General features: G+C 69.2%; 25 protein-coding genes. 14 read left to right on the forward strand and 11 right to left on the reverse strand.

The genetic code is table 11. The features are described from left to right. Positions 1-35 precede the first annotated feature (35 nt). From RI211_RS02400 to RI211_RS02410, 3 genes are all read left to right on the forward strand, one after another. Positions 36-1,388, forward strand: a complete 1,353-nt coding sequence (locus tag RI211_RS02400) for a tyrosine-protein kinase domain-containing protein (RefSeq protein ID WP_187663193.1) — start codon at positions 36-38, stop codon at positions 1,386-1,388. A gap of 184 nt (positions 1,389-1,572) precedes the next feature. Further along, positions 1,573-4,191: a right-handed parallel beta-helix repeat-containing protein gene (locus tag RI211_RS02405; RefSeq protein ID WP_315638121.1), complete on the forward strand. Its 2,619-nt coding sequence runs from the start codon at positions 1,573-1,575 to the stop codon at positions 4,189-4,191. Positions 4,192-4,201: 10 nt separating this feature from the next. Then, on the forward strand, positions 4,202-5,512 hold the full coding sequence (locus RI211_RS02410; protein ID WP_315638122.1) for an MATE family efflux transporter: 1,311 nt from the start codon (positions 4,202-4,204) through the stop codon (positions 5,510-5,512). 45 nt (positions 5,513-5,557) lie between these two features. On the opposite strand, the gene RI211_RS02415 is transcribed toward RI211_RS02410, so the two are convergent. From RI211_RS02415 to RI211_RS02425, 3 genes are read right to left on the reverse strand one after another with little or no spacing between them, the layout of a single operon-like run. Continuing rightward, the gene (locus RI211_RS02415; RefSeq protein ID WP_268777659.1) at positions 5,558-6,694 is read right to left on the reverse strand and encodes a glycosyltransferase; all 1,137 of its coding nucleotides are present in this window, start codon (positions 6,692-6,694) and stop codon (positions 5,558-5,560) included. After that, positions 6,691-7,884 carry a DUF1972 domain-containing protein gene (locus RI211_RS02420; protein ID WP_315638123.1) on the reverse strand — a complete coding sequence of 398 codons (1,194 nt, stop codon included), beginning with the start codon at positions 7,882-7,884 and terminating at the stop codon, positions 6,691-6,693. Before RI211_RS02420 ends, RI211_RS02415 begins: the two co-directional genes overlap by 4 nt. A gap of 4 nt (positions 7,885-7,888) precedes the next feature. Further along, positions 7,889-9,415 (reverse strand): sugar transferase, encoded by a 1,527-nt coding sequence (locus RI211_RS02425; protein WP_268777657.1) that lies wholly within the window; start codon positions 9,413-9,415, stop codon positions 7,889-7,891. Positions 9,416-9,728: 313 nt separating this feature from the next. Here RI211_RS02425 and RI211_RS02430 point away from each other — a divergent pair, with 313 nt between their 5' ends. Beyond that, positions 9,729-10,919 carry a low temperature requirement protein A gene (locus RI211_RS02430; RefSeq protein WP_315638124.1) on the forward strand — a complete coding sequence of 397 codons (1,191 nt, stop codon included), beginning with the start codon at positions 9,729-9,731 and terminating at the stop codon, positions 10,917-10,919. 9 nt (positions 10,920-10,928) lie between these two features. Here the strand turns inward: RI211_RS02430 and RI211_RS02435 are convergent, their stop codons facing one another. Further along, positions 10,929-11,543 (reverse strand): TetR/AcrR family transcriptional regulator, encoded by a 615-nt coding sequence (locus RI211_RS02435; protein WP_187663198.1) that lies wholly within the window; start codon positions 11,541-11,543, stop codon positions 10,929-10,931. Between the two features lie 367 nt (positions 11,544-11,910). On the opposite strand from RI211_RS02435, the gene RI211_RS02440 reads away from it, so the two are divergent. From RI211_RS02440 to RI211_RS02450, 3 genes are all read left to right on the forward strand, one after another. Next, positions 11,911-12,867, forward strand: a complete 957-nt coding sequence (locus tag RI211_RS02440) for an intradiol ring-cleavage dioxygenase (protein WP_315638125.1) — start codon at positions 11,911-11,913, stop codon at positions 12,865-12,867. A gap of 195 nt (positions 12,868-13,062) precedes the next feature. Next, on the forward strand, positions 13,063-13,341 hold the full coding sequence (locus RI211_RS02445; protein ID WP_315638126.1) for a hypothetical protein: 279 nt from the start codon (positions 13,063-13,065) through the stop codon (positions 13,339-13,341). A gap of 151 nt (positions 13,342-13,492) precedes the next feature. Continuing rightward, entirely contained in the window at positions 13,493-14,560 is a 1,068-nt protein-coding gene (locus tag RI211_RS02450; protein ID WP_232089173.1) for a fatty acid desaturase family protein, read from the forward strand. Positions 14,561-14,624: 64 nt separating this feature from the next. On the opposite strand, the gene RI211_RS02455 is transcribed toward RI211_RS02450, so the two are convergent. From RI211_RS02455 to RI211_RS02465, 3 genes are all read right to left on the reverse strand, one after another. Next, positions 14,625-16,028: a coiled-coil domain-containing protein gene (locus tag RI211_RS02455; protein ID WP_315638127.1), complete on the reverse strand. Its 1,404-nt coding sequence runs from the start codon at positions 16,026-16,028 to the stop codon at positions 14,625-14,627. 201 nt (positions 16,029-16,229) lie between these two features. Beyond that, positions 16,230-16,754: a hypothetical protein gene (locus RI211_RS02460; RefSeq protein WP_315638128.1), complete on the reverse strand. Its 525-nt coding sequence runs from the start codon at positions 16,752-16,754 to the stop codon at positions 16,230-16,232. A gap of 36 nt (positions 16,755-16,790) precedes the next feature. After that, positions 16,791-17,096 (reverse strand): DUF7882 family protein, encoded by a 306-nt coding sequence (locus RI211_RS02465; RefSeq protein ID WP_187663204.1) that lies wholly within the window; start codon positions 17,094-17,096, stop codon positions 16,791-16,793. A 166-nt stretch (positions 17,097-17,262) separates the two neighbouring features. Between RI211_RS02465 and RI211_RS02470 the strand changes: the two genes are divergently transcribed. Both RI211_RS02470 and RI211_RS02475 read left to right on the forward strand, forming a co-directional pair. Beyond that, a complete protein-coding gene (locus tag RI211_RS02470) occupies positions 17,263-18,588 on the forward strand; it encodes an FG-GAP-like repeat-containing protein (protein WP_315638129.1) in 1,326 nt (441 codons plus the stop codon). A gap of 44 nt (positions 18,589-18,632) precedes the next feature. After that, the gene (locus tag RI211_RS02475) at positions 18,633-19,478 is read left to right on the forward strand and encodes a transposase (protein WP_315638130.1); all 846 of its coding nucleotides are present in this window, start codon (positions 18,633-18,635) and stop codon (positions 19,476-19,478) included. Between the two features lie 3 nt (positions 19,479-19,481). Here RI211_RS02475 and RI211_RS02480 read toward each other — a convergent pair whose 3' ends face one another. Continuing rightward, positions 19,482-19,919, reverse strand: coding sequence for a hypothetical protein (locus tag RI211_RS02480; protein ID WP_315638131.1), 438 nt, complete (start codon positions 19,917-19,919; stop codon positions 19,482-19,484). Between the two features lie 107 nt (positions 19,920-20,026). On the opposite strand from RI211_RS02480, the gene RI211_RS02485 reads away from it, so the two are divergent. The 4 genes from RI211_RS02485 (at position 20,027) to RI211_RS02500 (ending at position 23,099) form a co-directional block, all read left to right on the forward strand. Beyond that, entirely contained in the window at positions 20,027-20,770 is a 744-nt protein-coding gene (locus RI211_RS02485) for a phosphotransferase (protein ID WP_315638132.1), read from the forward strand. Positions 20,771-20,805: 35 nt separating this feature from the next. Further along, positions 20,806-21,861 carry an alpha/beta hydrolase gene (locus RI211_RS02490; RefSeq protein ID WP_315638133.1) on the forward strand — a complete coding sequence of 352 codons (1,056 nt, stop codon included), beginning with the start codon at positions 20,806-20,808 and terminating at the stop codon, positions 21,859-21,861. Positions 21,862-21,978: 117 nt separating this feature from the next. Beyond that, on the forward strand, positions 21,979-22,560 hold the full coding sequence (locus RI211_RS02495; protein WP_315638134.1) for a hypothetical protein: 582 nt from the start codon (positions 21,979-21,981) through the stop codon (positions 22,558-22,560). Further along, positions 22,560-23,099 (forward strand): RNA polymerase sigma factor, encoded by a 540-nt coding sequence (locus RI211_RS02500; protein WP_315638135.1) that lies wholly within the window; start codon positions 22,560-22,562, stop codon positions 23,097-23,099. Before RI211_RS02495 ends, RI211_RS02500 begins: the two co-directional genes overlap by 1 nt. 62 nt (positions 23,100-23,161) lie before the next feature. Here the strand turns inward: RI211_RS02500 and RI211_RS02505 are convergent, their stop codons facing one another. Both RI211_RS02505 and RI211_RS02510 read right to left on the reverse strand, forming a co-directional pair. Beyond that, positions 23,162-23,746, reverse strand: coding sequence for a hypothetical protein (locus RI211_RS02505; protein WP_259953593.1), 585 nt, complete (start codon positions 23,744-23,746; stop codon positions 23,162-23,164). Further along, positions 23,746-24,321, reverse strand: coding sequence for a type II toxin-antitoxin system RelB family anti-toxin (locus tag RI211_RS02510; RefSeq protein ID WP_280564767.1), 576 nt, complete (start codon positions 24,319-24,321; stop codon positions 23,746-23,748). Before RI211_RS02510 ends, RI211_RS02505 begins: the two co-directional genes overlap by 1 nt. A gap of 560 nt (positions 24,322-24,881) precedes the next feature. Here RI211_RS02510 and RI211_RS02515 point away from each other — a divergent pair. Continuing rightward, positions 24,882-25,682: an abortive infection family protein gene (locus RI211_RS02515; RefSeq protein ID WP_029266269.1), complete on the forward strand. Its 801-nt coding sequence runs from the start codon at positions 24,882-24,884 to the stop codon at positions 25,680-25,682. A 33-nt stretch (positions 25,683-25,715) separates the two neighbouring features. On the opposite strand, the gene RI211_RS02520 is transcribed toward RI211_RS02515, so the two are convergent. After that, positions 25,716-25,940 carry a hypothetical protein gene (locus RI211_RS02520; RefSeq protein WP_029266267.1) on the reverse strand — a complete coding sequence of 75 codons (225 nt, stop codon included), beginning with the start codon at positions 25,938-25,940 and terminating at the stop codon, positions 25,716-25,718. Positions 25,941-26,043: the final 103 nt, after the last annotated feature.

Consider the following 26,043-nt stretch of genomic DNA (forward strand, 5'->3'; position numbering starts at 1 on the left):
CTCTAGAATCGAGACCTCAGGGGGAATGGGGAGTCATGGCCGAGAGCCGGGTCAGCCTGCGTGTCATCGCGGGCTCGCTGCGCAAGTTCTGGTGGTTGATCGTGCTGTGCGGCGTCGTGGGCGCCGCGGGGTCGTACGGATACGCGTCGCTGCAGACGCCGTTGTTCCAGGCGACGACCTCGCTGTACTTCGCGCTGAACCAGGGCACGAGCGCCTCGGACCTCAACCAGGGCTCGGTGTACACCCAGAGCCAGATGCTGTCGTTCGCCCAGCTGGCGACGAGCTCGCGCGTGCTCGATCCGGTTATCGAGGAGCTCGAGCTCGACACGACGCCCCGCGCGCTCGCGAGGGACATCGAGGTGACCATCCCGCAGAGCACCGTCACCCTGCGGATCACCGGCATCACGGACGACCCGGAAGCTGCGGCCGAGCTCGCGAACGCCGTCGCCGAGCAGCTCATCACGGTCGTCAAGGACGTCGCTCCGAAGGATCCGCAGGGCGAGTCCACCATCACCGCCGAGGTCATCGACGACGCCGTCGTCCCCGAGTTCCAGTTCACTCCGAGCAAGCCCAGGGACGCGGCCCTCGGCGGTTTCCTCGGAGGCGTGCTCGGCCTTGCGGCCGCCGTGCTCATCGGTGTGCTGGACACCCGTGTCCGCAACGAGGAGGCGCTGACGCAGGCCGGCGGGGATCCCGTGCTCGGCGTCGTCTCCAAGTCGCCGCTGCTGGAGGCGCGGGGAATCGCCGTCGCCCAGGAGCCGCTCGGCCACACCTCGGAGGAGTTCCGCCGCATCCGGTCGGCGCTCGCGTACGCGAACGTGTCGTCCCGGGTGAAGGTGCTGCTGGTGACCTCCGGTATGCCCGCCGAGGGCAAGTCGACCGTGTCGGTGAATCTCGCGATGACCCTCGCCGCGCTCCGTAATTCCGTCCTGCTCATCGACGCCGACATGCGCCGCCCGCGTGCCCACGAGCACGCCGGCATCGACGGTTCGGTCGGACTCACGAGCGTCCTGCTCGACGAGGTGGAGTTCGAGGTGGCCAAGCACCGCGTCGCGGACACCACGCTGGACATCCTCCCTGCCGGGACGATCCCGCCGAACCCCGCCGAGCTGCTCACGTCGGCGCGCATGGCACAGCTTCTCGACTTCGCCGCGGCGGACTACGACTACGTCGTGATCGACTCGCCCCCGACGCTGAGCGTCGCGGACGCCAACCTCCTGGCCACCCAGACGGACGGTGTCATCCTCGTCGTCGACGCCACCAAGACGCGGCGGGCGGCACTGGCGAAGAGCATCAAATCGCTGGAATCGGGCGGCGCCCGCATCCTCGGCACGGTCCTCAACCGTGCGCGTCCGGACCGGCATCGCAGCGAGTACTACAGCGAGTGAGCGACCCGCCGTCCTCCCGGGGGAGGCGTGCAGCATATCGGCGGAAGGGCTCGAATCGTTTGCCATCGTCCAGACGGGCGGTTATTCTTCATGGGTTGCGAGGGGGGCTCGCACTTTGTCGCCGGGGTTGAAACTGCGGCGAAGCGTGGGTGATCGTGTATTCCACCCCAGAAACGGTGACATCGTGTCCTTTCCGTTCCCTGTTCGTCTCTCATCGCCAGCGGCGCCACGGCGTCGCCATCGCCTGCTCGCGGGTGCCCTGGGCGTCACCGTCGCGCTCTCCGGAGTGCTGATCGCCGCACCGGCCTCCGCGGCGGTCGCCGCCGCCTCGCCGTCGGCCCGACCGGCGGCAGCGTCTGCGGGTCCCCTCCTCTCCGACCCGATGAACCGCACCGTCGCCTCCGGCTGGGGCGCCTCTCCCGTCGGGGCCTGGCGTGTCGTCGAGGGTGCGTCGAGCGTCGGGAACGGGCAGGCGATGCTCGCCAGTCGGAAGCCCGGGATCACGGCGCGGGCGACCGTGGCCGGGGTGACCGCGGCGGATGTGTCGAGCCGCTACACGGTGACGGTCCCTGCCCTCCCCGTCGGCGGTCCGCTCTACCTGGCCCAGGCCGTCCGCATCGTCGGCAAGGACTCCTACGGTGTGCGTCTCCGCGTGCACCCCGACGGCTCCGCCTACGTGTCCGTGGTCCGGATGACCGACCTCACCACTGTGCAGAACCTGAGCGAGCGACGACTCCCCTTCCCGGTGACGACGGGCATGTCGCTGCGCGTCGCCCTCGACGTGACCGGGACCAGTCCGGTGACGCTCGCGGCCAAGGCCTGGGCGGCAGATGGGGACGAGCCGTCCGCGTGGCAGGTGACGCACGCCGATTCCTCGGCCACGCGGATCACGGCCGCGGGTGGTTACGGCTTCGCGCTGTACACGTCCTCCGGAGCGAAGGCCGCCGTCCCGCTCGCGATCGACGACGTGCTCGCAGCCGCGCCGGTGGCGACTCCCACTCCGACGCCGACGCCGACGCCCGCCCCCGCGCCGAACCCGGCTCCTGCGCCGAACCCGGTTCCGGTTCCCCCGGTGACGCCGACCACCCCGGTGACACCCGCTCCACCTGCCACCCCGGCCGGTGTCCGCGGGAAGCCGGGCGCCGCCGCCCCGGGGTCGCTGTCGTACCCGGCACCCGCCACCGCGATCTACGCGGCGCCGGGCGGATCGGACGGCGCTGCCGGTACGAAGAACTCGCCGGTGCGCACGATCGCGGCCGCGCTGCGGCTGGTACCGAACGGCGGCACCATCGTGCTCCGCGGTGGCACCTACCACGAGGAGATCGTCGTGCCGCCGCAGAAGCGCGTCACGATCCAGCCCGCTCCGAACGAGGCGGTCTGGATGGACGGCGCGAAGACCGTCACCGGCTGGAAGCCCGCAGGCAAGACCTGGACGGTCGACGGCTGGGGGACCGCGCTCGACTCGAGCCCCACATACACGAAGGGAGCGCCCGACAACACCCAGCCGGAGTGGCGCTTCGTCGATCCCGCGCACCCGATGGCCGCGCATCCGGACCAGGTGTGGGTCGCGGGCGTGCAGCTGCGGGAGGTCGCCTCCGCCGCGCAGGTCGTCGCCGGGACCTTCTTCGTCGACGATCGGGCGAAGCGGCTCGTGATCGGCACCGACCCGACGGGCAAGCCCGTGGAGGCGAGCGTGCTCACCCAGGCGCTCTCGATCCGGTCCGCCGGATCCGAGGTGCGCGGCATCGGCATCCGCCGGTACGCCACCAGCGTGCCCCAGATGGGGACCGTCATCGCCGCAGCGAGCGACATCACGCTCGCCGACGTGACGATCCGCGACAACTCGACGACCGGCTTCTACTCCTGGGCGCCGAGGACGACGTTGACGCGCGTCTCGTTGATCGGCAACGGTCTCCTCGGTGGCGGCGCCTCCCAGGCCGACGGCTTGAAGGTGAAGCAGATGCTCTCCGTCGGGAACAACGCCGAGCGCTTCAACCACTCCCCGGTGTCCGGCGCGTTCAAGGTCACCCGGACGCGCGGAGTGACCGTCACCGACAGCGCGTTCACGGGGAACGCCGGTCGTGGTCCGTGGTTCGACGAATCGGTCATCGACATCGTCTTCACGGGTAACGACGTGATCGGCAACACCGGCCACGGTGTCATGGTCGAGCTCTCGGAGCGGGCGGTCGTCGCCGACAACATCATCGCCCGCAACGGCGACTTCGGGCTGTTCGTCCTGAACTCCGGCAACGTGAAGATCTGGAACAACACCTTCGTCGGCAACGCCAACCGGAACGTCAGCATCGGTCAGGACGGTCGCCGAGCCTCCGACCCGAACGCGGCGGGCCACGATCCGCGCACGCGCTTCGCACCGCTGGCGCCGTGGATCGTGCGCAACACCGTGATGTCCAACAACGTCATGGCGGAGAGCGCGGGCAACTGCCTGGTCTGCGTACAGGACTACTCGACCACCTTCACCGGTGCGCAGATGATGTCGAGCGTGAACGGCAACCTCTACCACCGCACCGCCCCCGGCACGCCCCGATGGTTCTCGGCCTGGTCGAAGGGATCCGTCTCGCGGGATCCGGCGGTGGCAGACACCCTCGCGGCGTTCACCGCGGCGACGGGTCAGGACCGCCGCTCTCAGTTCGTGCAGGGAGCCTCCGTGGTGTCCGCCACGTATGTGCTGGCGCCCGCGCAGGCGCAGCGTCAGGCCGCAGTGGCGGTCCCCGTGCCGGCGGATATCGCCTCGGTATCGCGACTCCCCGGCAACAGCGCGACGCTGGGAGCCCTGCCGCGGTGACGATCTAGGTATGGGTTCTCTTCTCGCTGTCGGCGCCCGCGCGCTGACGATGGTCATCGCGCTGGTCTGCGGCGTTCTCACGACGCGGATGATCATCGGAGACGCGGGCGTCGGCAGCTTCGCCCTCTATACGCTGCTCACGACGATCCCGTCGCTGCTGACCTTCACCGATCTCGGCAGCGGCGCCGTGCTCGTGAACGCCGTGGCCACGAGCGACGACGTGCGGACGGACGAGAAGCTCCGCTGTCAGCTCACGTCGGTCGGCCGGGTGCTGCTGATGTTCGCGGCCTCCGCCATGGCGATCAACACCGTGCTCCTGGCCACCGGTGCCTGGGAGATCGTGTTCGGCGATGCCGGAGGAGAGCCGGGGGCGTCGCTGGCCGCCTTCTTCTGCGTGACGATCTTCTGTCTCGGTATCCCGCTGGGCATCTGGGCGCGGATCATGCTCGGGCAGCGCAAGAACCACATCGTGATCCTGCTGCAGGGCCTCATCTCGCCGCTCACGCTGGCCGGGGTGTGGCTGCTGCTGACGTTCGGTGGCGAGAATCTGCATTCCTACGCGGCGATCGCGTCGTTCGCGGCCTCGCTGATCGTCTCGATCCTCGGCGTCCTCATCACCGCTCGGACCACGTCTCCGCTGATCCCCGAGGCTGCGCGCATGGTCCTGCGCCCGCGACGGTTCCCCGGCGTACGGGTGATGGACGTGGGATGGCCGATGCTGGCTCAGATGGTGACGTATCCGATCGCGGTGGGGTCGCAGCGGTACGTGATCGCCCAGCTCGGCGGTCCGACCGACGTCGCCGAGTACGGTGTGGCCGGGCAGGTCTTCTTCGCGCTCAACGGTCTGGTGATGGCCGGTGGGCTCGCGCTCTGGCCGCATTTCGCCCGCATGCGACACCAGGGCGATCTCCGCCGCGGACCGTTCCTGCTCTCCGGACTGTTCGCCGTGGCGGTCGCCCTCGCGACGGTGGTGGTGTGGCTCGTCGGGCCGTGGCTGTTCGGGTTCATCACGCAGGGAGAGCTAGAGGTCCGGCCGACCACGATCTTCGCGTTCGGCCTCATGATCATGCTCACGGCGGCTGTCTACCCGCTCGGGATGTTCATCATGGACAAGCCCGGGATCCGATTCCAGGTGATCCCCACCCTCAGCATGGCCGCGGTCGGGGTCACCCTGGCGTTCGTCCTCACACCGATCCTCGGTATCGCCGGTCCGCTCCTCGGTGTCGCCTTCGCGCTTCTGGTCTGTCAGCTGATCCCGTTCTCGATCTACATCGTGCGTCATCGGGCGCGGCTCACGGCCGAGGCTGCCGTCTCGGCGTGAGCCCAGGTCGCGCGCGCCCGGCGCCGTGCGGATACCGGCGGGTCGTCAGTCGAGGACGCCGGCGGTGACGCCGGCGCGGTAGACCGCAGGTGCGTGCCGACGCAGGGCTTCGTCGCGGCTCTCGGCCACACTGCCCACGAGGTCGTCCCACCGTGCGCACACGTCGTCGAGTGCGGCGGCGATCGCCGGAGCATCGTCGGGTGCGACCAGCTGCGCGGTGGCATAGCCGCCCGCGGCCTCGCGCAGACCGCTGCTGTCGCTCGCGATGACGGGGCGGAGCCCCAGCACGCCCTCGACTGCAGTGTTCCCGAACGGCTCGTCCACCCGGGAGGGCACGAGCAGCACGTCGGCTTCCGCGAGGAACGGCCAGATGTCGGCGTGGAAACCCGCGAAGGTGACGGAGACCCCGGTCTCTGCGGCACGGGCGCGCAGTTCGCGCTCGTACCATTCGTATCCCTCGAAGACCGCCCCGAGGAGCGTGACCTCGACGGGCCGCCCCTCCGCCTGCACTGCCGCCGCGGCGTCGATGACGAGGTCGGGACCCTTCCGAGGCGAGAGCCGCCCGACGTACAGCACGCGGAGGGCGCCGTCGATCCGGGGCCGCGGCGGCGCGGGGTGCGGGGGCGACGCGACGCCGTTGGCGACGATCCGGGTGCGGTCGGCGAGAGCGGGCAGCGCGCGCCGGATGGTGTCGAGGCTGAAGCGGCTGTTCACGAGGGTGCGGACCGAGGCGAGGTGCGGCATGTAGAGCAGGCGGTTCACCAGCGTGCTCCCGGAGGCCTCCGCCTCGTGCACGTGACTGACCGCGCGAGTGCCGCGGAGTCGGGCCACGAGGGGCCATTGCGGAATGATGATGGTCGACACGTAGACGGCGTCGGGGCGCACGCGTCCGATCAGACGCCATGCGGCGCCGAGGCCCCGGAACATGTCGCGGAACAGGCGGGGCAGACCGCGCGGGGTGAGCAGCACCTTGCGCAGGACGAGCATCGGCAGGATGACGACCTCTGCTCCGGCGGCACGCAGCGGCGGGACGAGCAGACCCGAGCTCGGAAGGGCGACCACCACACGGGCGCCCGCCTCCACGAGACCGGTCGCGCTCTCGAGGAGCATGCGGTCCGACCCGAACATCTCGGCACCGGGATGCACGAGAAGGACGGTCTTCCTCTTCACGCCGGTGGTCATCGTGTCGCGTCCGCGGGGGCGGGTGCCCAGTCGGCGCTCCGTCGGCGCGCGCGCCGCGCGGACGCGTGGACGCTGGAGCCTTCGGACAGACGGCGGGCGAGGTCTTCGTACTCGTCCGCCACGTCGTCCCAGCGGAAGCGCGTGCGGGCGATCTCCTGCACCGCGGCTGCATGCGCGTCGCGGGTCGTGGGGTCGGCTTCGGCGGCCGCGACGTGGGTCGCGACGTCATCCGCGTCGGCGAAGAACCAGCCGTTGCCGCCGAGGACCTCCCGGTTGAAGGGCACCTCGTAGCCGATCACCGCGGTGCCCGCCCCCATGGCGCGCAGGAGCGACGGGTTGGTGCCTCCGACGGAGTGGCCGTGCAGGTAGGTGGCGGCGTGGGCGTAGAGCCCGTCGAGGAGCTCCTGGTCGTAGACGCCGCCCACGAGGCGGATCCGCTCGTCGCCCTCGCCGGCGTTCCGGATCTCCTGGATGTATCCGGCGGCGTACGGCGCGGAGCCGACGACCACGAGCGGCAGTCGCGCGGCGCTGGCGCGGTATCCGCGGACGATCTCGAGCACGTGGTTCTCCGGCTCGAACCGAGCGACGACGAGGTGGTAGCCGTTCGGAGTCAGGTCCATCTCGGCCAGGCGGTGCGTCGACGGCTGATCGAGGATCGGCGCGCCGTATCGGATGAGCTCCGTGGGCACGTCGAACTGGTGGCGGTAGTAGTCGGAGATGCCGGGGGCGTCGGCGATGAGCGCGTCCGCGGTGCGGACGCCGAACTGCTCGGCCCAGCGATAGTACGCCTTGCCGCGGGGACCCCACTTCGACCGGCGCCACTCCAGACCGTCCATGTGCAGGGCGACGGGCGCCCGGCGCAGCCGGAGCAGCGGGAGGAACGGCGAGTTCGCGGCGTTGAAGACGAAGGTCGCGTCGGGGCGGCGGTGGAAGAGCAGATGCAGGGCCGACAGCCCGGTGTGGCTGAGGGTCTCGATCTGCTTCACCGGGACCGCGGGGAGGTGTACCACGCGCATGCCGAGGTACACCTTCTCACGGTGCTCGGAGCCGCGGGTGTACACGACGACGTCGTGGCCACGGTCGGCGAGCCGTCGCCCCACCTCTTCGATGGCCGTCTCGAATCCGCCGTAGGCCGCAGGCACGCCGCGGGTCCCCACCATCGCGATCGTGAGGGGTGTCGTAGTGCTCATCCGCTCAGTATGCCCCGCTCGGCTGCGCCATGACCTTCGCGGTGCGCCACATGATCTGCAGATCGTTCATGACGGACCAGTTCTCCACGTAGCGCAGGTCGAGCCGCACGCTCTCGTCCCACGACAGGTCGCTGCGTCCGGAGACCTGCCACAGACCCGTGATCCCGGGCTTGATGTACAGGCGGCGGAACACGGTGCCGTCGTAAGCGGTGACCTCGCTGGGCAGCGGCGGCCGCGGACCGACGACGCTCATGTCGCCGACCAGCACGTTCCAGAACTGCGGGAGCTCATCCAGCGACAGCTTGCGCAGCACCTTCCCGACGCGGGTCACGCGGGGGTCGTCCTTCATCTTGAAGAGGAGGCCGGCGCCCTCGTTGTGGTCCTTCAGCGCCGCGAGCTGCTTCTCGGCGTCGGTGCGCATGGAACGGAACTTGACCATCTTGAACGTACGGCCGTCCCGGCCGACACGCTCCTGGAAGAAGAACACGGGCCCCGGAGAGTCGAGCTTGATGAGAGCGCTGAGCACAGGTGTGAGCAGCGCGATCGGAATCAGCGCGATGGCGGCCACCAGTACGTCGAGGGCGCGCTTCAGCAGGTGGACGCCGCCCTCGTAGGTCGGGATCTTCACCTGGATCAGCGGCAGGCCGTCGACCTGGCGGAGCGAGATGCGAGGACCCGCGACGTCCGTCAGGCGGCTCGAGAGGACGAGCTCGGCGGCCGTGCCTTCGAGCTGCCAGCTGAGCTGCTTGACGAAGTCGGGGGACCCCTCGGGGCGGCTCGCCACGATGATGGTGTCCGCCCCGAGCTGTGCCGCCGCGGGGGCGACGGTGTCCAGATCGCCCACGACCGGGTAGATGCTCTCCCCGATCCTGAGCGCGCCGGCATTGCGATCCAGCAACGTCGTCCCCACGACGTGGTAGCCGTTCTCCCCGCCCTTCTGCAGGGAGTCGATCACATACTCGACGTCCTCGGTGGCGCCGACCACCAGTGTCCTCGACGCGAACCGTCCGGACAGGCGCTGCCGCTGCAGCCAGCGACGCCAGGCCCAGCGGGCGAAGAGGAGACCGAGCATGCCGACCGGGAGCGCGATGAAGAACAGCGGCTGCAGCCCTTCCCACTCCAGGAGCACGCCCGCAATGGCGGTGATGCCGAAGGCGAGACCCGCCGCGTGCGCGACGCGACGGTACTCCGTGGCCCCAGACCCGAAGATGGCGGCGGCTCGGCTGTTGAGCGCCGACAGCATCAGGTACCAGGCGAGACCCAGCAATGCGGCGTTGCGCACGGCCTCGATCACCGTGACGCCGGTGAGCAGCTGGACCGCCGCCGTCAGTGCGACGGCGATCAGGATGACAGCCGCATCCGTGATCCGCAGCCGCATCCGATAGCGACGCTCCCACTGCAGGCGTCGTTCGAGCGTCGCCGAGACACGCGGCGTGCTCGCCGCATGCGTCACCGACGCGGTCGCCCGCGGAGCCGTGATCGGCGTGAAACCCGTACGAGCGATGCTCAGAGCATCCTCGACGGAAGTCATGCCGAGGCCCCTTGAGCCGTGAATGTACGCAGATAACCCCAGTGCGCCATCGTTTCCCCAGTTTTCCCCAGACCATGAACCCCACGTTCACGGACACGTCTGCGTCCCGACCCCTCGGGTCCTGCTGAAGCTTCGCGATCCCACATCGAGAAGGTGTCCTCGTCGTCCCAAACCGACGAGGCGTGCAGCAGGCACTGCAGACGGTCATCACTGTAGCGGATTCGGCCGCCCGACGGAAGCGCTTCCCGAGGGTGAGCGAAAACCCGTTCCGGAATACCGCATGCGAGGGTGCACCCGGAGCTAGTCTGTCGCGGTGACCGCGCACCCGACATCGAGTCCTCGCTTCCGTCTGCAGCCCATGCGGCCGCGCGACCCCGGTCAGCCGCATCGGGCCGCGAGTCCGCTGGAGCTCTTCTTCGACCTCGTCTTCGTGGTGGCGGTGAGCATCGCCTCGGCGCAGCTGCATCACGCGCTGAGCCACGGAGACTTCCTCCACGGGATCACCTCCTACGCGATGCTCTTCTTCGCTATCTGGTGGGCGTGGATGAACTTCACCTGGTTCGCGACCTCGTTCGACACGGACGACTGGCCGTACCGGATCGCCACGTTCGTCCAGATGGCGGGCGTCCTCATCCTCGCCGCCGGGATCCCCGGGGCCTTCGAGGAGAGCGACTTCACGCTCCCCGTGGTGGGCTACGTCGTCATGCGGATCGCGGTGGTGGCGCAGTGGCTGCGGGCCTCGCGGAACGAGGGCCCGCTCCGGCGCGTCGCTCTGCGGTACGCCCTCGGCATCGCCGTCGTGCAGGTGCTGTGGCTTCTGTTCCTGCTGATCCCGTCCGGCCCCGTGCAACTCGCGGCCTTCGTCGTCTTCGCGCTCATCGAGATCGCGGTCCCGGTGTTCGCCGAGCGCCGGCACCAGACACCCTGGCATCCGCACCACATCACGGAGCGCTACGGTCTGTTCACTCTCATCGTGCTCGGCGAGAGCCTCCTCGCCTCCGCCAACGCGATCATCGACGCGCTGGACGAGGTGGAGGCCCTGGGTCCGCTCCTGGCCATCTCGGCCCTCGCCTTCGTCGTGACGGCGGCGTTGTGGTGGATCTACTTCTGGCCGCCCCACCACCGGGCTATCACCACTCTCGGCCGTTCGCTGCGCTACGGCTACACGCACTACTTCGTCTTCGCGGCGGCCGCGGCCTTCTCCGCCGGCATCGAGGTGGAGCTGGACGTGATGACGGGGGAGAGCCATCTCGCTCCCGTGGCGGCCACCTTCACGGTGTCCATCCCGATCGCGGTGTTCCTCATCGGGATCTGGTGGGTCGCCATCCGCGACAATGCCGACCGCGTCGTCAACACGGTCATCCCCGTGGGGGCGCTGCTCGTCCTGCTCGACCCGTTCGTGCCCGTGCCGGTGGCGCTGACGGCAGCGGTCATGGTGGGGATCGTGGCGGTGCTGGTGATGCGGCCGCCGATTCCCCGCGGCGCCGCGGCGACGGACGCCTGAGCGCCGCGGTCAGACGCTGGCGGCGAACAGGTCCAGGCATTCGACGCGCAGGCGCGCGATCGCCTCGGTGTCACCGCGGAGGTGACGGATGAGGGCGTGCTGCATCATGCCGTCCGTCAGCGCATACGCGAAGAGCGGCGTGAAGCGGCAGGGCCGACCGCGCAGCTCGGAGTAGCGCTCGACCACGCGCCAGATGGCCTCCTGCAGGTCGGCCTCGACCTCCGCGATCGTGTCGCCGAAGCCGGACTCGAACAGCGATTGATTGCGGAGGTCGTACCAGAGCCGGTGCAGGCGGGCGTCGTCGTGCACGCTCCTGGCGAGCTCCTCCGCGGCGCCGGCCGCCAGGTCCTCCGCGGTCTCCGCCTCCTCCATGACGGCGAGGTAGCGGTCACCGAGCCCGCCCTTGGAGATCCGCACGGCCTCCGCGATGAGGTCGTTCTTGTCGGTGAAGTAGTAGTGCAGGGCTCCGTGCGAGAGCTCCGAATGCTGGGCGATCTCGCGGAGTCCCGTCCTGGCGAACCCGCGCTCGGCGATCGCCTCCAGCGCCGCTTCGGCCAGCGCTCGCCGGCGGATCGCGAACTTGTCCACCCCTGCGCGTTCCGCCCGCTTGGTCGCCGTCGTCATGCTGTGCCCCCGGTCTCGTCCCCTTCGGGATCGGTGCGGGCAATGCTATGGCATTCTCGCGGATCCGGACAGACGTCCAGGAAAAACTTGACAGGTGCCAAGCTGCGTGTTGCACTGGATGCGCCACGGCCGCGCATGTCCCCTGCATGCCGGCCGTCTTCGTGGCCGCGCGAGCGATTCCCCCATCGCCCCGGCCCTGCGTTGTCCGCCGAGTTCTTCGAGCGCCAGCGCTGCAGAGCGGAGCGATGTCCCCGCATCCTCCGCTCTGCTCCCGCTTCTAGGCTCCTCATCGGTCGCGCATAGCTCCCTGATTGTTCACTCGTCGAGCATCGGGGGCAACGCCGCCCACGCTCGAGAGGAGCACATCATGAGCCGAATCCCCGAACCGACGTCGACGCCGCAGGGGCCCATGTACGAAGGACGACCGCTGGATCGCGCGGACGAAGAGGTGGTCGACCAGGGCGTCGCCTTCGATCTCCGGACGCTGATGAGCCGCCGCGGGCTCCTGATCGGCGGCGGCCTCGGCCTCGGTGCCGTCGTCCTCGCCGCCTGCGCCCCGGCAGCCACCGGCTCGTCGTCGACGACCGCCACGCCCACGCCCAGCGCCGGCGCCACCGCAGCGGACTCCGCGATCACGGAGATCCCGGATGAGACCGCCGGCCCCTACCCGGGCGACGGCTCGAACGGTCCCGACGTCCTCGACGAGGCGGGGATCATCCGCCAGGACATCCGCTCGTCCATCGACGGCGGTGCCACCGCGGACGGGGTCCCGCTCTCGTTCGAGTTGCAGATCCTCGACCTCGCGAACGGAGGGGTGCCGTTCGCGGGCGTCGCCGTGTACGCCTGGCACTGCAACGCCCAGGGGGAGTACTCGCTCTACTCGTCGGGGCTCGAGGACGTCTCCTATCTCCGCGGGGTGCAGGTCGCTGACGACGACGGCAGGGTCTCCTTCACGTCCGTGTTCCCCGGGTGCTATTCGGGGCGGTGGCCCCACATCCACTTCGAGGTCTACCCGGACGCGGCGTCGATCACCGAAGCATCGAACGCGATCGCGACATCCCAGCTCGCGCTGCCCGAAGACGCCTGCGGAGCGGTCTACGCGGAGACGGCATACGCCGGATCGGCGGACAACCTGGCAAGGATCACGCTGACCTCCGACAACGTCTTCGGCGACGACGGCGGGGCATCGCAACTCGCGACGACGACGGGTAGCGTCGCCGGCGGCTACACGGCGACGCTCGTGATCGGCGTCGACACCACGACCGCCCCGAGCGCCGGTTCCGCACCGAGCGGGAGCGGGAGCGGACGCCCGCCGGGAAGTTGAGGTCGTCGGAGCGTGGTTCCGTGGATCTGTTAGACTGATCGTGCAACGTGTGCGTTTCGCCCCCTCTCGGCCGCCTCGTCGCCACTGATCAGGGCCATCCACGGACCACGCACATCGACGCGCGCGGAATCCGCCCTCGGTCTCTTCACGTGCGGAGCGCGACAGCGCGCCCGCCCCACAGCAATGAGCATGAGCATGAGCACCACCACCATCCCTCCGTCCACCCCTCTCACCTGGAAGCAGGCCGACGTCGACGTGCACGTCGCCACCCGGAACGGCGAATTCGCCGGATTCGTCGAGTTCGACGGATCCGCGCACCGACTGCGCGACGAGCGTGGCACCGATCTCGGATCCTTCCCCTCCCTCGACGACGCCTTCCGTGCGCTCGCCGAGGCGAACGAGCCGAAGCGCCCCGCGGCGTCGCCGACTCGCCCGCGCGCCCGCCGTCCGCGCATGCGGCGGGCGCGAGCCTGACTCGTATGCCGGCTCGCGTATGCGGGCGCGGTTAGTGTGGCCACAGCGATCGGCATCCGCCCTTGGCTACCTCAGCTCAAGGGCTCCCGATCGGCAGGAGAGCATCATCTCCCTTTCACCCTCCCCGTCCGTCACCGCCACTCTGGGGCCCGTGCGTCAGACCTATGCCGGCAACGCGGACTTCCCGCCGCTCGCCCGGGCCTACCGGGACGTGCAGCAGGTCGTGAAGGAGACCGGGCTCCTGCAGCGGACGCCCGTGTTCTACTCGCTCGTCGGCGCCGCGCTGGTCGTCGCCTTCGCCGGTTGCGTCGCCGGATTCTTGCTCCTCGGTGACAGCTGGTTCCAGCTGCTCATCGCCGCCGCCCTGGGCATCGTCTTCACGCAGGTCGCGTTCCTCGCCCATGAGGCCGCGCACCGCCAGATCCTCTCCACAGGACCGGCGAACTTCCGCCTGGCCCGCGTGCTCGCCGGCATCATCGGCATGAGCTACCACTGGTGGGATTCCAAGCACACCCGCCACCACGGCAACCCGAACCAGGTCGGCAAGGACCCTGACATCCAGGTCGACACCATCTCCTTCCTGGAGGAGGATGCGGCACAGTCGCGTGGCATCGTCCGGCTCATCACGCGGAAGCAGGGCTGGCTCTTCTTCCCCCTTCTGACGCTGGAGGGGCTCAACCTGCACTTCCTGGGTCTGAAGCACCTGATGACGCGCAAGAACGTGAAGGGGCGCTGGATCGAGCTCGGACTCATCGTGCTGCGGTTCGCCGTCCTCCTCGTGCCGCTGTTCCTCCTGCTGCCCGTCGGCATGGCCTTCGCGTTCCTGGGTGTACAGCTCGCGGTCTTCGGCGTCTACATGGGCGCATCCTTCGCCCCCAACCACAAGGGCATGCCGGTCATCGCGCCCGACGCCAAGCTCGACTTCTTCTCGAAGCAGGTGCGCACGTCGCGCAACATCCGCGGCGGGTGGTGGGTCACCGGGCTCATGGGAGGCCTCAATCACCAGGTGGAGCACCACCTCTTCCCGAACATGTCGCGGTTGCACCTGTCGAAGGCGCGCGGCATCGTGCGCGACTACTGCGCCGCCAACGGCATCCCGTACACGGAGACGAGTCTCGGGCGCTCGTACGCGATCGTCATCGCCTACCTGAACCGGGTGGGCCTGGCGGCGCGCGACCCGTTCGACTGCCCCGCGGCGGCACAGCTCCGTCGCGCCTGACGCACACGGATACGACGAAGGGGCGAGCAGACAGCTGCTCGCCCCTTCGTCGTATCCGCGCGGATCAGCGCTTCGAGTCGTCCGTCTCGACGACGTCGATCGTGATCTTCTCCAGCGGACGGTCGTCGTCGAGCTCGTCGTCGAGGACCTCGTCTCCGCGGAAGCTCTCGACGGACGCCTCGACGACGTCGTCCTCGTTCTCGTCGTCGTCCTCGTCGATCGTGGCCTCCGTCAGCGCGATCTCCGTGGGGAGGCTGTCGTCGCTGAAGATGCCGTCGGGGCGGATGAGCTCGCGTACCTCGGCCATGAAGCTGGTGAGCTGCTGCTGCTGCCACCGCAGCTGACGGGCTCGGTCCTCAGCGTCGCGGAGGACGGTGGAGGTGTGGCCGGTCACCGCATCGACGATCTTCTGCGACTTCACGCGGGCACGCTCGAGGATGTCCCGCGCACGGACCTGTGCGTCGGCCTCGATCGCCTGCGCCTGCGAGCGCATGAGCTTCTCGTAGCCGTCGGCCTTCGCGGAGATGCGCTGGGCGTGCTCCAGCGAGGCCGTCACCTGCTCGTTGGCGTCGGTCGTGATGCGCTCGGCGTGGGCGACGGCCTGGTTGTGGAGGACCAGGAACTCCTGCTGCGCGTCGTCCTGCCGGCGGGTGAGGGTCTCCTCGAACTCCAGCACGCGGGCGTTCATCTCGCGTACCTCGCGCTCGGCGTCCGCCCGCAGCTGGGTGGTCTCGCGCGTGACGAGGGAACGCAGCGCGGCGGCCCCCTTCTCGGCCTCGGTGCGGATCGCCGTGGCCTCCTGCGACGCCTGGCTGACCTTCTCCGCGGCGTGTGCGGCCTCGCGCTCGATGCGCGCCTCATGGGCCGTGTACTCGGTCTCCATCTTCAGTCGCACCTGGTCGGCGTCGCGCTGAGCCTGGGAGATGATGCGCTCGGCATCCGCCTCGGCCTCGGCGCGCTGCGCGGCGACTTCTTCGCGGGCAGAGGTCATCAGGCGGTCGGCCTGCACGGCGGCGTTCTGGATGAGGACGTTCGCCTGCTCCTCGGCCACCCGCAGGATCGCCTCGAACTGCTGGCGAGACGGCGCTTCCTCACCGTCGGCCTGCGGCATGTCGACGAGCTCGGAGGTGAGCGTCGCCACCTGCTGCTCCGCATCCGAGGCCTTGGCGTTCGCCGCGGCGAGCTCGGCCTCGAGGGCCTCCCGTGCCTCTCGCTCCTCGGCCTTGACCGCTTCGACCGACTCGGCCTCGCGGGCCTTCGCCTCGGCCACCTCATCGGCCGCCTGCTGGAGCTGGGCCCGCATCGATGCGAGCGCGGCGTCGACCTCGCCCTTGTCGTAGCCGCGGAATCCGATGGTGAATGCGGCCGAGGACGAGGACGACGTGTCGCGGGGATTCGTCTCGATCAGCTGATCGAAGAAGTCCGGCGACCGCTCGTCGTCGCGGGGAGTGCCCGAGGATTCGCTCATGGGTTCAAGCCTTTCTGGCGTGTCCGCGACACGAAGCGGACTTCGTTTCCGTGGACGGGATCGCAAGCACGGAGGAGGAGGCCTCCGGCATGCGCCACGACCGGGTCGTCATCCGAGTCCCCGCGGGGCGCGGCGCGCGTCTAGCCTAATTGCGTCGCCTGAGAATCGTGACCCCCATCTGCGGGGGCCGGTGAACGCTGATCAGGCCTGGCGGAACCAGCGCGCGTTGCGGTCGTCGAGCACAGGGCCCCGCTCGAACACGGAGACGGGTCCGTCGGCCACCTCGATCTGGCGGGTAGCGGCCTCCGCGGCCACCAGGGCCCGCAGCTCCCGCCACAGCGGTGCGGTCTGCGGGAAGCCGAGGTACTCGCGGAAGGTCTCGACGCGCAACAGTGTTCCCTCGGGGCCCGGAACCAGTCGTGCGACCGTGTCGTCCGGTTCCACGAAGCGGATGCCCAATGCGTCGTCGGGGAGCAGAGAGAAGCTCGTGCCGCGGTCCGCGATGACCGTGCGCACGATCTCGGCCGCGGCTGTGGGGAAGTCACGGACGACGAGCGTGGCGCCGAGATCGGCGAGGATCTCCTCCGTGCGGGCGGCGGTGTACCGATCGCCCGCACGCTGTCCCGCGGACGACGCGCTGCGCCGTACCCACCCCCGCAGGAACGCCGCTCCGACGATGAGGCCGAGGATGATCACGAAGAGAGCCGGGATCACGGCGGTGTCCACGGGCAGCGCCCCTTCCGTACCGGACGTCGGAGCGCGTCAGCGCGGGTCGGTGAGGTGGTCCAGGTGAAGATCGCCGGAGGCGTTGAGAGCCTGCACGATCTGCTGGATGCGGTGCGGGTCCACCGCTGGCGGCTCCGCGTCGTCGAAGCCGAACTGCAGGGGGATGGCGGGGTGGATCCACACGCTCGCCCGCCGGTCGATGCCGCCCTCGAGAGGCCGCCACGTCATCATGAAGCTCTCCTGTCGGCGCAGCTTCGTGGCGATGACGATCTTCAGATGCGCGAGCGTCTCATCGTCGATGAGGATCGGATCCGAGTGCCCGTCGTACCGGAGTCTTCCCATGATGCTGACGGTACACCCCTCCGGGGTCTCACCCCGTCCGGGGCGCGAGAGCAGCGGAACGGGAGCGAAGGGGGTGGCGTTCGCGTCGCGGGACGCCCGCCCTTGGTACGGTGACCGCGGAGGACACCACGTCCCCTGGGGCCGCCGAGCAAGAGAGAACTTCGAGATGAAGCGCACGTCCCGCTTGCGTCTTGGTCGCATCGGGATCGTCGCCGTGCTCGCGATCGTGCTGGGATCCCTGGTGCCGGCCCTCACCACGACCGGCTCCGCGGTCGCCGCTTCCGACGGCTACATGGTCTATCCGGCCTCGGGCAACATCCAGTCGAAGGTCGGAGACGGCTGCCTCGGCAACTATCGCGCGCACGACGGCATCGACATCTCCCGGAACGGCGGGACACCGATCCTGGCGGCGTACGACGGTGTGATCAAGAGCCGCACGTCGAACGGCGGCTACGGCAACTACGTCGATGTGCAGCACCCGGGCGGCTATGTCACCCGGTATGCCCACATGGCGGCATCCGGCTGGTACGCACCGGGGACGAAGGTCCTGCGCGGGCAGCAGATCGGCGTCGTCGGGAACACCGGCAACTCCGCCGCCTACCACCTGCACTTCGAGGTGTGGCTGAACGGCAAGGTCTACTCCCAGATCAACCAGGGTTTCACCTGCCTGTCGAACGTCACGCGAGGTGGGACGATCCCGCTGTTCTTCCCCGGTCTCGGTGTCGGCGACCCCGCGAACGTCAGCGCAGGGGACTACACGGGAGACGACAAAGCCGATCTGCTCGTCGTCGCCGGCAACGGCGACCTGCGACTCCGGAACGGGAACGGACGAGGATCGTTCGCCGCCCCCACCACGCTTTTCGGAGCGGGATGGGCGGCCTCTCGTCGGCACATCACCCATGCGGACTTCAACGGCGACGGCAACGCCGACATTCTCGTCGCCCGCTCCGACGGAGCACTGGAGTTCTGGGCCGGAACGGGTGCCGGGCAGTTCCGCCCCGCGACGACGCCCGGGTCAGGCTGGTACGGGATGCGGCACGTCGCCTCCGGGGCGGACTTCACCGGCGACGGCCGGCAGGACGTGGTCGGTGTCTCGGAGGCGGGGATCCTCACCGTCTACCGAGGAAACGGCGCTGGTGGGTTCAGCCCTCCCCACACGACGATCGGCGGCGGCTGGGAAGGATTCCACTACCTCGTCGCCGGCGATTTCGACGGAGACGGCCGGGGGGATATCGCCGCCATCGCCGGGGACGGTGTGCTGCGCATGTACAGTGGCGCGTCCGGACTGCGCTCGCCGCGACAAGTCGGGATCGGATGGCAGGAGTTCACCGAGGTCACGGGAGGCGTCGACTACAACGGAGACGGTCGCGCCGATCTCCTTGCTCGCACGGCGGCGGGTCAGCTCTACCTGTATCCCGGCAACGGCAGCGGGAGCTTCGGCGCCAAGGTGCTGGTCGCTTCCGATACCGCGGACTACCTCGCCATCGAGTAGCCGTTCCCGGACGGAAGCGCGACGCCGACGCGTATCGTGGGCGCATGGCCGCTCCGACCCTCGATGACATCGCGGCGGCGCTGTATGCGGGGCCGCCCGAGGAGTTCACAGCCGCCCGGAATGCGCGGGCGAAAGACCTCGACGATCGCGCGCTCGCCGCGGAGGTGAAGGCGCTGCGTAAGCCGGCAGTCGCCGCCTGGGTCGTCAACGTCTTCGCGCAGGAGCGTGCTGCGCAACTGGGGGAGGCCCTGGCGCTGGCCGCGGAGCTGCGCGAGGCGCAGGCGGATCTGGACGCTGCGGCGCTGGCGAAGCTCGGCCGGGAACGGCGCGCGCTGACCCGACGGCTCGCCGAGACCGCTGCGGACCTCGCGGGCTCCCGCGGAGAACGGGTGACCGCGGCGACGCGGGATGCGGTCGAGCAGACGATCTCCGCGGCGTTCTTCGACCCGGACGCGGCGGCGGCCGTGGCGTCCGGACGTCTCGTGCGGACGTTGGAACCCTCGGGCACGGCGGACGACATCCGCGACGCGGTGGCCGGGACGCTCCCCGCGCTGCAGCCGCAACCCCCGCGTCCCCCGGACGAACTGCAGGAGCGCCGGAAACGTCGGGACGCGGAACGTCGGGTGGCTGCTGCGGAGAAGGACCTCGCGGCGGCGGAGCGTGCCCTCGCGAAGGAGGACGAGGCGGTGCAGGCGCTGCACGACCGCGCCGAGGAGCTGGCCGACGGAATCGCCGAGCTGGAAGCGCAGCTGGAGCAGCTGCGTCAGGAGGCCGACCGCGTCGACCGCGACCGTCCCGCCGCGGAGAAGAGGCGCACCGCGGCCGTGGAGAAAAAGGACACCGCTGCCGAGGCCGTGCAGGCGGCGCGCGAGGCCCTCGACGGCCTCTGAGCGTCAGCTTCGGGCGGCGGTCTTCTCCTCGTCGGAGTTCGGCGTCCATCCGAACCAGCCGTCGTCGGACGGGATGACGCTCCAGTCGCCGCAGACGAAGACGGTGCTCGCCTCGTACGCGGAGGGGGCATCGTCCAGAGTCCAGGTCGGGGCGGAGGTCCGCTCCGTCTCCACGCACTCCTCCGGCAGCGCGGTCGCGCTCGCCAGCAGGAGGACGGCGTCGTCCGCGTCCTCGATGGTCGACGTCCGGAGCGTGAGGGCGGTCGCGTCGTCCGGAACCCAGTCCGCATCGACCGGCGCGTCTGTGCGGAAGGCGTCGGCATCCTCGAAGGTCCTGGTCGACTGCTTGTGCACGAGACCCTCCACGGCGGCGCATCCGCCGAGCAGCAGGGTGCCACCGAGGAGCAGGGCGGCAGCGGGGAGGAGGGTGCGTCGTGTCATGATTCCACTCTGCTCACGGGCGCGGCGAACGGCGTCCGTCGGGGGAGGTATCCCTCGTCATCATCGGGAGTGATCTCTCCCGGAGGCGCCTCCGATAGCCTCGGAGGATGCGGGAGGAAGTCCTCGAGGGCGGCAACGCGAGCGGACCCGTCGTGCGCGTGGGGAACACCGTCCGCAAGGCATGGACGGCCGCGACCCCGCACGTGATCGCCTATGTGCAGGCGATGTGGGACCGCGGAGTGGATGCGCCCGAGCCGCTCGGTCGAGACGCACAGGGGCGGCAGATCATCGAGTTCGTCCCCGGCACGCTCGCGATGGACTCCGCACCGCTCTCCGCCGCCGAGCTCGGCCGCGTGGGCGGGATGGTCCGGCGGATCCATGACGTATCGGCGCGCCATGTCCCCGCCACCGATGCGGTCTGGGAACCTCCCCTGTCAGCGCCGGCGCAGGAGCTCATCTGCCACAACGACCTGGCGCCGTGGAACCTGATGCTCGGCGACCGCTGGGTCTTCATCGACTGGGACGGCGCCGCCCCGAGCACCCGGTCCTGGGACCTCGCCTTCTCCGCGCAGACGTTCGCGCTTCCGGATCCGGCCCGCGACCCGCAGCGCTCCGCCGACGACCTGGCGGCCTTCGTCGACGGATACGGCGCCGACGAGGAGCTGCGCGCGGAGCTTCCGGACATGATGCGCCAGCGCACGCAGGCGATGCTCGATCTGCTGCGCTCGTCCGCGGAGACGGGACGCGAGCCGTGGGGGACGATGTACCGCACGGGTCACGGGGCGCACTGGAAGGCGGTGCTCGACTACGTCACCGCGCATCGGGATGTGTGGCAGCGCGCGCTGGGGTGACGTTCCGCCGGTGTGATTCTCCTAAGGTGATCGACATGAGTGACGACCTCGGCCGCGCAGTGATCGCGGATCTCTGCCGGATCCCGAACCCGGAGTCGATCGATAGGACGGCGTACGTCGACCTCGGCGGTGTCTCCCAGTTCGTCTCGATTCGCGGCCGCAGCATACGGAACCCCGTGCTCATCGTCTGTCACGGCGGTCCGGCCCTGCCGTCGCTGCCCTCGTCGTGGATCTGGCAACGAGGCGTGGAGGAGTACTTCACGGTCGTCAACTACGACCAGCGCGCGAGCGGCAAGTCCGCGAGCGCGGTATCCGAAGGCATGGACCTCAGCGTCGACCGGTACGTCGACGATCTCGCGGAGCTGATCGCGTGGCTCCAGCGGGAGCTCGGCGTGCAGAAGGTCGGAGTCCTCGGGCACAGCTGGGGGACGGTCCTCGGTCTCACTCTGGCCCAGCGGTGCCCCGACCTGCTGTGGGCGTATATCGGCGTCGGGCAGGTCATCTCCGGACCCGAGAACGAGGTGGCGAGCTTCCGCCACGCGATGCGGAGTGCTGTCGCGGACCGGAACGAGCAGGCGATCTCCGAGTTGCAGGCGCTCGGGGAGTACCCCGGTGAGGAGCCGTTGACCGTCGAACGCATCGTGACCTGCCGGAGGTGGGCGCAGTACTACGGCGGCCTCTCGGCGTATCGCTCCGACTTCGCGTACTTCACCGACTCGCAGGAGCTGTCCCCGTATTACACGGACGCCGACCTGAGCCTCATCGGTGTCGGGCAGCGCGCGACCATGCCCGAGGTGCTGCCGGCCCTGCTCGGCTTCGACGCCCGCGATCAGACGGCGTTCGAGGTGCCGATGCTCCAGTTCCTCGGACGACACGACTGGACGACGCCCACCGGGCCGGTCGCCCGCTGGCTGGAGACCGTGACGTCGCCCGCGACGCACGTCGTCTGGTTCGAGAACTCCGCACACCTGTGCATGTTCGAGGAGCCGGGGAAGTTCCTCGTGAGCCTCGTGACCTACGCGCTGCCGCATGCGGTCGCCGCGGGGAACGCAAGGGGGGACGGCTCGACGGACTCACCCGTGCCGACGTAGGTCTGCGGGCCACCCGTCCCGTTCTCCCCTCTCTCCGAACCCAGATTCTGCATCGTCGATGCAACACTTCGGCCAGGACCGGACATGAGTGGTAGTGAACGGATCATCGGAGGAACCATGGACGACACACAGCTCAACCGGCTGCTCACTCCGCACGACAAGTGGGCGGAGTCGCAGGGACTCCTTGACGCGACGTTGGAACGAGTCGTGAGGAACGCGGCAGAGCAGTATGCGCGTCCGCCGCGTCGTCGCTGCGGTGTACGCATCGCCGTCGTGGTCGGCGCCCTCCTGGGCGTGGGGGTTCTCGCGACAGCAGCCGCCGTCTACGTTGCCCCGAACTTCACTCCGGACGCCGTCATCCCGATCACGTACGTCACCGACGAGGGCAACGCCGTCGAATGCACGTACTCGCTCGCCGTCACCTCCTGGGACGGCACGAACGTCACCGAGGCCAAACAGTGGATCGCATCCCACGACTGGACGGGCGTCGGCCAGCGGGGATACGACCTCGGCGAGCAGCACCCCCTCTCCGTGGGCGACCCCGACGTGGATCCGACACTCAGCCGAGAGGACCTGGACCAGGCGACTGTTTCCACCGGCATCGTGACCGCGGTTATCGAGGAGATCCCGGCGGAGCTGCTCGACGGCGTCGGGGTCGGTACAGCAGGAACGTCGACGTGCACCTGGGTGCGGCACTGATGTCGGGCCGTCCCGACGAGTCCGTCGAATCTCTGGCCTCGATGCTCAGCGATGAGACGCTGGACCTGCCGCGTCTGATCGAGGAGAGCAAGCGAGCGCTCTTCGCGTACTTCGCACGAAGGGTCGTCTCCACTGACGACGCTGCCGATCTCACCGGTGAGGTGCTGCTCACGATGTGGCGCAAGGTCGACGCGATGCCACGAGCGCCCGTCGAAGCACGGATGTGGGCGTTCGGGATAGCCCGCAACGTGCTCGCCAACCACCGACGTACCGTATCTCGCCGGATGAAACTCAGCGACAGGCTCAGAGGCGAAGCGCTCGTCAGCGGCGATGCTCGTCCCGTGCGCGACGACGTGTGGGACGCGCTCCAAGCACTTCCAGCGGGGGACCGGGAGATCATCCAACTCCTCCACTGGGACGGTTTCTCCCTGGGGGAAGCCGCGACGATCCTCGGGAAGAAGTCGGCGACGGTCCGCAGCAGATACGCGCGTGCGCGAGCAAGGCTTCGGGCCGACCTCACCGTGGAGTCCGACCTCTAGAGGATGCGCCGTACCCCACGACGTGCGGCGATGGGGACCGCGGGGGCGATCCTCCTCAGGGGTCAGAGATGGATGGGGCCGGGGGAGGGGACGGCTGTCGGCAGGCCGCCATCGAGGATCCGCTCGACCATGCCGATAGCGCGATCGCTGAGACCGTCGCCCGGGTAGAAGTCCTCGTAGTGAGCCTCCGCCGCCTCCAACGTGGTGATGCCGCAGAGGGTGAGCAACTGACGAATGTCGTCCACGTCGCGTCCTGGTCGGTTGGCGCGGAGCTTCATAGCGAGAAGCGCGCCCTTCGAGGCGACCTGGATGATGACGCCATCTCGGTCGTAGATCGTCTCCCACTCGACAGTTCGACGCCCGAACGTCGGCACGGAATCCGCGTGCTCCACAGCGAAGTTGAACCAGCCGTCGCTCCACCCTCGTCGGTCTCCGACGCGCGAGGCCGCGGCGAGAACGGCTTCGTCACTTCCAGGGTTGATGTGAAGGGAATCGAGGTCTCCGGTGGCACGGCGGTCGAAGTACCTGATAACGAGCGCAGCGCCACCGACAAGTCGGATGCCTGCGACTTCGCCAGCGGCATGAAGCTCGCCGACCAGGTCGCGGAGGCCGGCGATGATGTCGTCGCGGTTCAGGGCGTCAGCCATCAGACGCTCGTCAGCGTGTCTCGCCAGACAAGGACACCACGCTCGAAGAACTCCGCGGGCACGTCGTCGGGTGCCGGGATCGGATCCGCCGGATCGACGTCCAGGGTACGGGGCACGTGGACCCGCCTGTTCGGCGCGTCGACCCACGCCGGAGTGGGGAGCCCCTCCTCGCGGAGGCGAAAATCCACGAGCGCTGCCAGGGCGGCGTCCCAGACGCGGTCGCCGGTCGGCTCGGGCTCCGCGAGACCGAGGACCCCACGTACGAGGCCGTGTTCGGCGTTGAGGTTGTCGCTCAGCTGGATGAACTCGCGAAGCGCGCTGTGCTTGTCACCCGCTCGCAGGTACCCGCGGATCGCCGCCGCGATGGTCGCCGCGTCGTCCCGTCGCGTTGGTGCGGAGTACAGGCGATAGCCGGCGCCACGGAGGAAGCGTTCGACTGTGCTGAACTCAGCCTCGCGGCCACCTTCCACTCGAGATACTCGGCCTTGATCGACGTTGGTTCGCTCGGCGAGATCCTTCTGCGTGAGCCCGCTGCTCTTCCGCGCAGCGCGCACGAGCACTGATGCGTTGGTCACGTCGCCTCCCCGTAAAAATGTCCTCTGAGCCATATTCTACGTCAGCTGGGACAAGGATGGGACGCCTCCGATCGGGGAAGCCGCGCCCCGTTCGTTCCAGGGCAAAGCAAAACCCCCGCCATGTAGAAGCTAGGCGAGGGTTTCTGGGCTGATTGTAATGATCAGCCTTGTGGCTCCGACCGGCATCGATCGGTGACCTTTCGAGTAAGAGTTTCGCCCTATCAGGGGTTTCTGCGGACTTGCGGGTGCTTTGAACAGTCCTGATCGCGCCTGCTTTCGGTTGCCAGCGAGTGCCGCGAGCTGGCGGTGAATCTGCGGAATAGATGCGGGGTTCTGGACATTCGGTAGCGTCTGCTCCGTGTCGATGGTCGCGCTTTATTCTTTGGCCACGAACCGATCGCGGTCCTCGTCCAGGCGCGGGGTCGCCCACGGCACCGTTTCCGCGAGCGACGCGAACCGCTCGGTGGGGTCGTCCGGCGTCGTGGGCATGCCCTCACGGTACTCGTGTCTCGCCTGCGCGAGGACTCCGGTGTTGTCTCCGCGGCCGCCAAGATGGAAGCATGACGTTCCCGCTCAACGACGAGATCGCCGCCGCCTTCGCGCAGTTCTTCTTCGGCGGCGGTAGCGGGCCGAGCCACTCCACGCTGTCACGACTCTTCGCGGGCGCCGGATACGTCGACGCTGATCCCTACGACTTGAACACGCAGGCACCGAACAAGCAGCAGCGCGTCCTCGCGGTGTTCCGAGCGGCCGAGCGGCGGCCCGCGGGCGCGCTCGTTGACGGGATGCTCAACGCGCTCCGGCTCGACGGCGCGTTTGGGAAGTATGCCGACGACAAGCACGTCGCTGACCTGCACGCGGCGGTGACCCACGCCGGCTGGGCGCTCTCGGCGTACGGACGGCTCGAGTACGCGGGCGACATCCACCTCGAGACCGGCGGTCGCGCCGCGCTCGATGAACAGCTCGAGCGGCTGCGGCGGAACATCGACGACCCGGCGGCGCTGCTCGGCGGGGCGAAGGAGCTGCTCGAAGCCGTCGCGAAGTTCGTCCTCGAGGAGGGCAACCGCCTGCCGGAGCGCGCCGACTTCCCGGCGCTGGTGGCGCTCTCGTTCGAGAAGCTGGGGCTTCGCCCGGCGGTCGTCGACGACTCGGTCCCGGGCGCGAAGCAGGTCCCCTCGATCTACCAGTCGGCGAAGACCGTAGCATTCACCGTCAACGAGCTGCGGAATCTGCAGGGCACCGGCCACGGCCGGACGCTCCTCACCGGAGTGACTGCTGAGGCGGCGCGCTACGTCATCCGCGAGGTTGTACACGTCGCCGACCTGATGTTGTCGACGCACGACCGCCAGATGGGGCGGTAGGCAGGCGCGGCCGTCGGAGGCCTTCGGGCGCGGCTAAGCCACGTCGCTCAGTAACTGATTCACCCGGCTCCGGCTGACGCCGAGCGCCTCCTGGAGCTCCTTGATGGGCGTGCCAGCTGCGCGAAGCGCCTTGCACACCGCCGCTCGCTTGGCGAGCAGCTCGGCGTGCTCGGCCTCGTTCGCCTGCAGACGTGCGACGATGTCCACTGCCTCTTTCAGCAGGGTCACCCGTGTCTCGGCGCGCTCGACGGCGGTCATGCGAACACTGTATAGCCATATGCACATATCTGTACAACCTGCTGTACAGATATGTGCAATGAGCATTACACTGAGTGGATGCCCCAGCCCAGCTCGCGCCGCG

The sequence above is a fragment of the Microbacterium meiriae genome (assembly GCF_032364335.1).
GTDB classification, from domain to species: domain Bacteria; phylum Actinomycetota; class Actinomycetes; order Actinomycetales; family Microbacteriaceae; genus Microbacterium; species Microbacterium meiriae.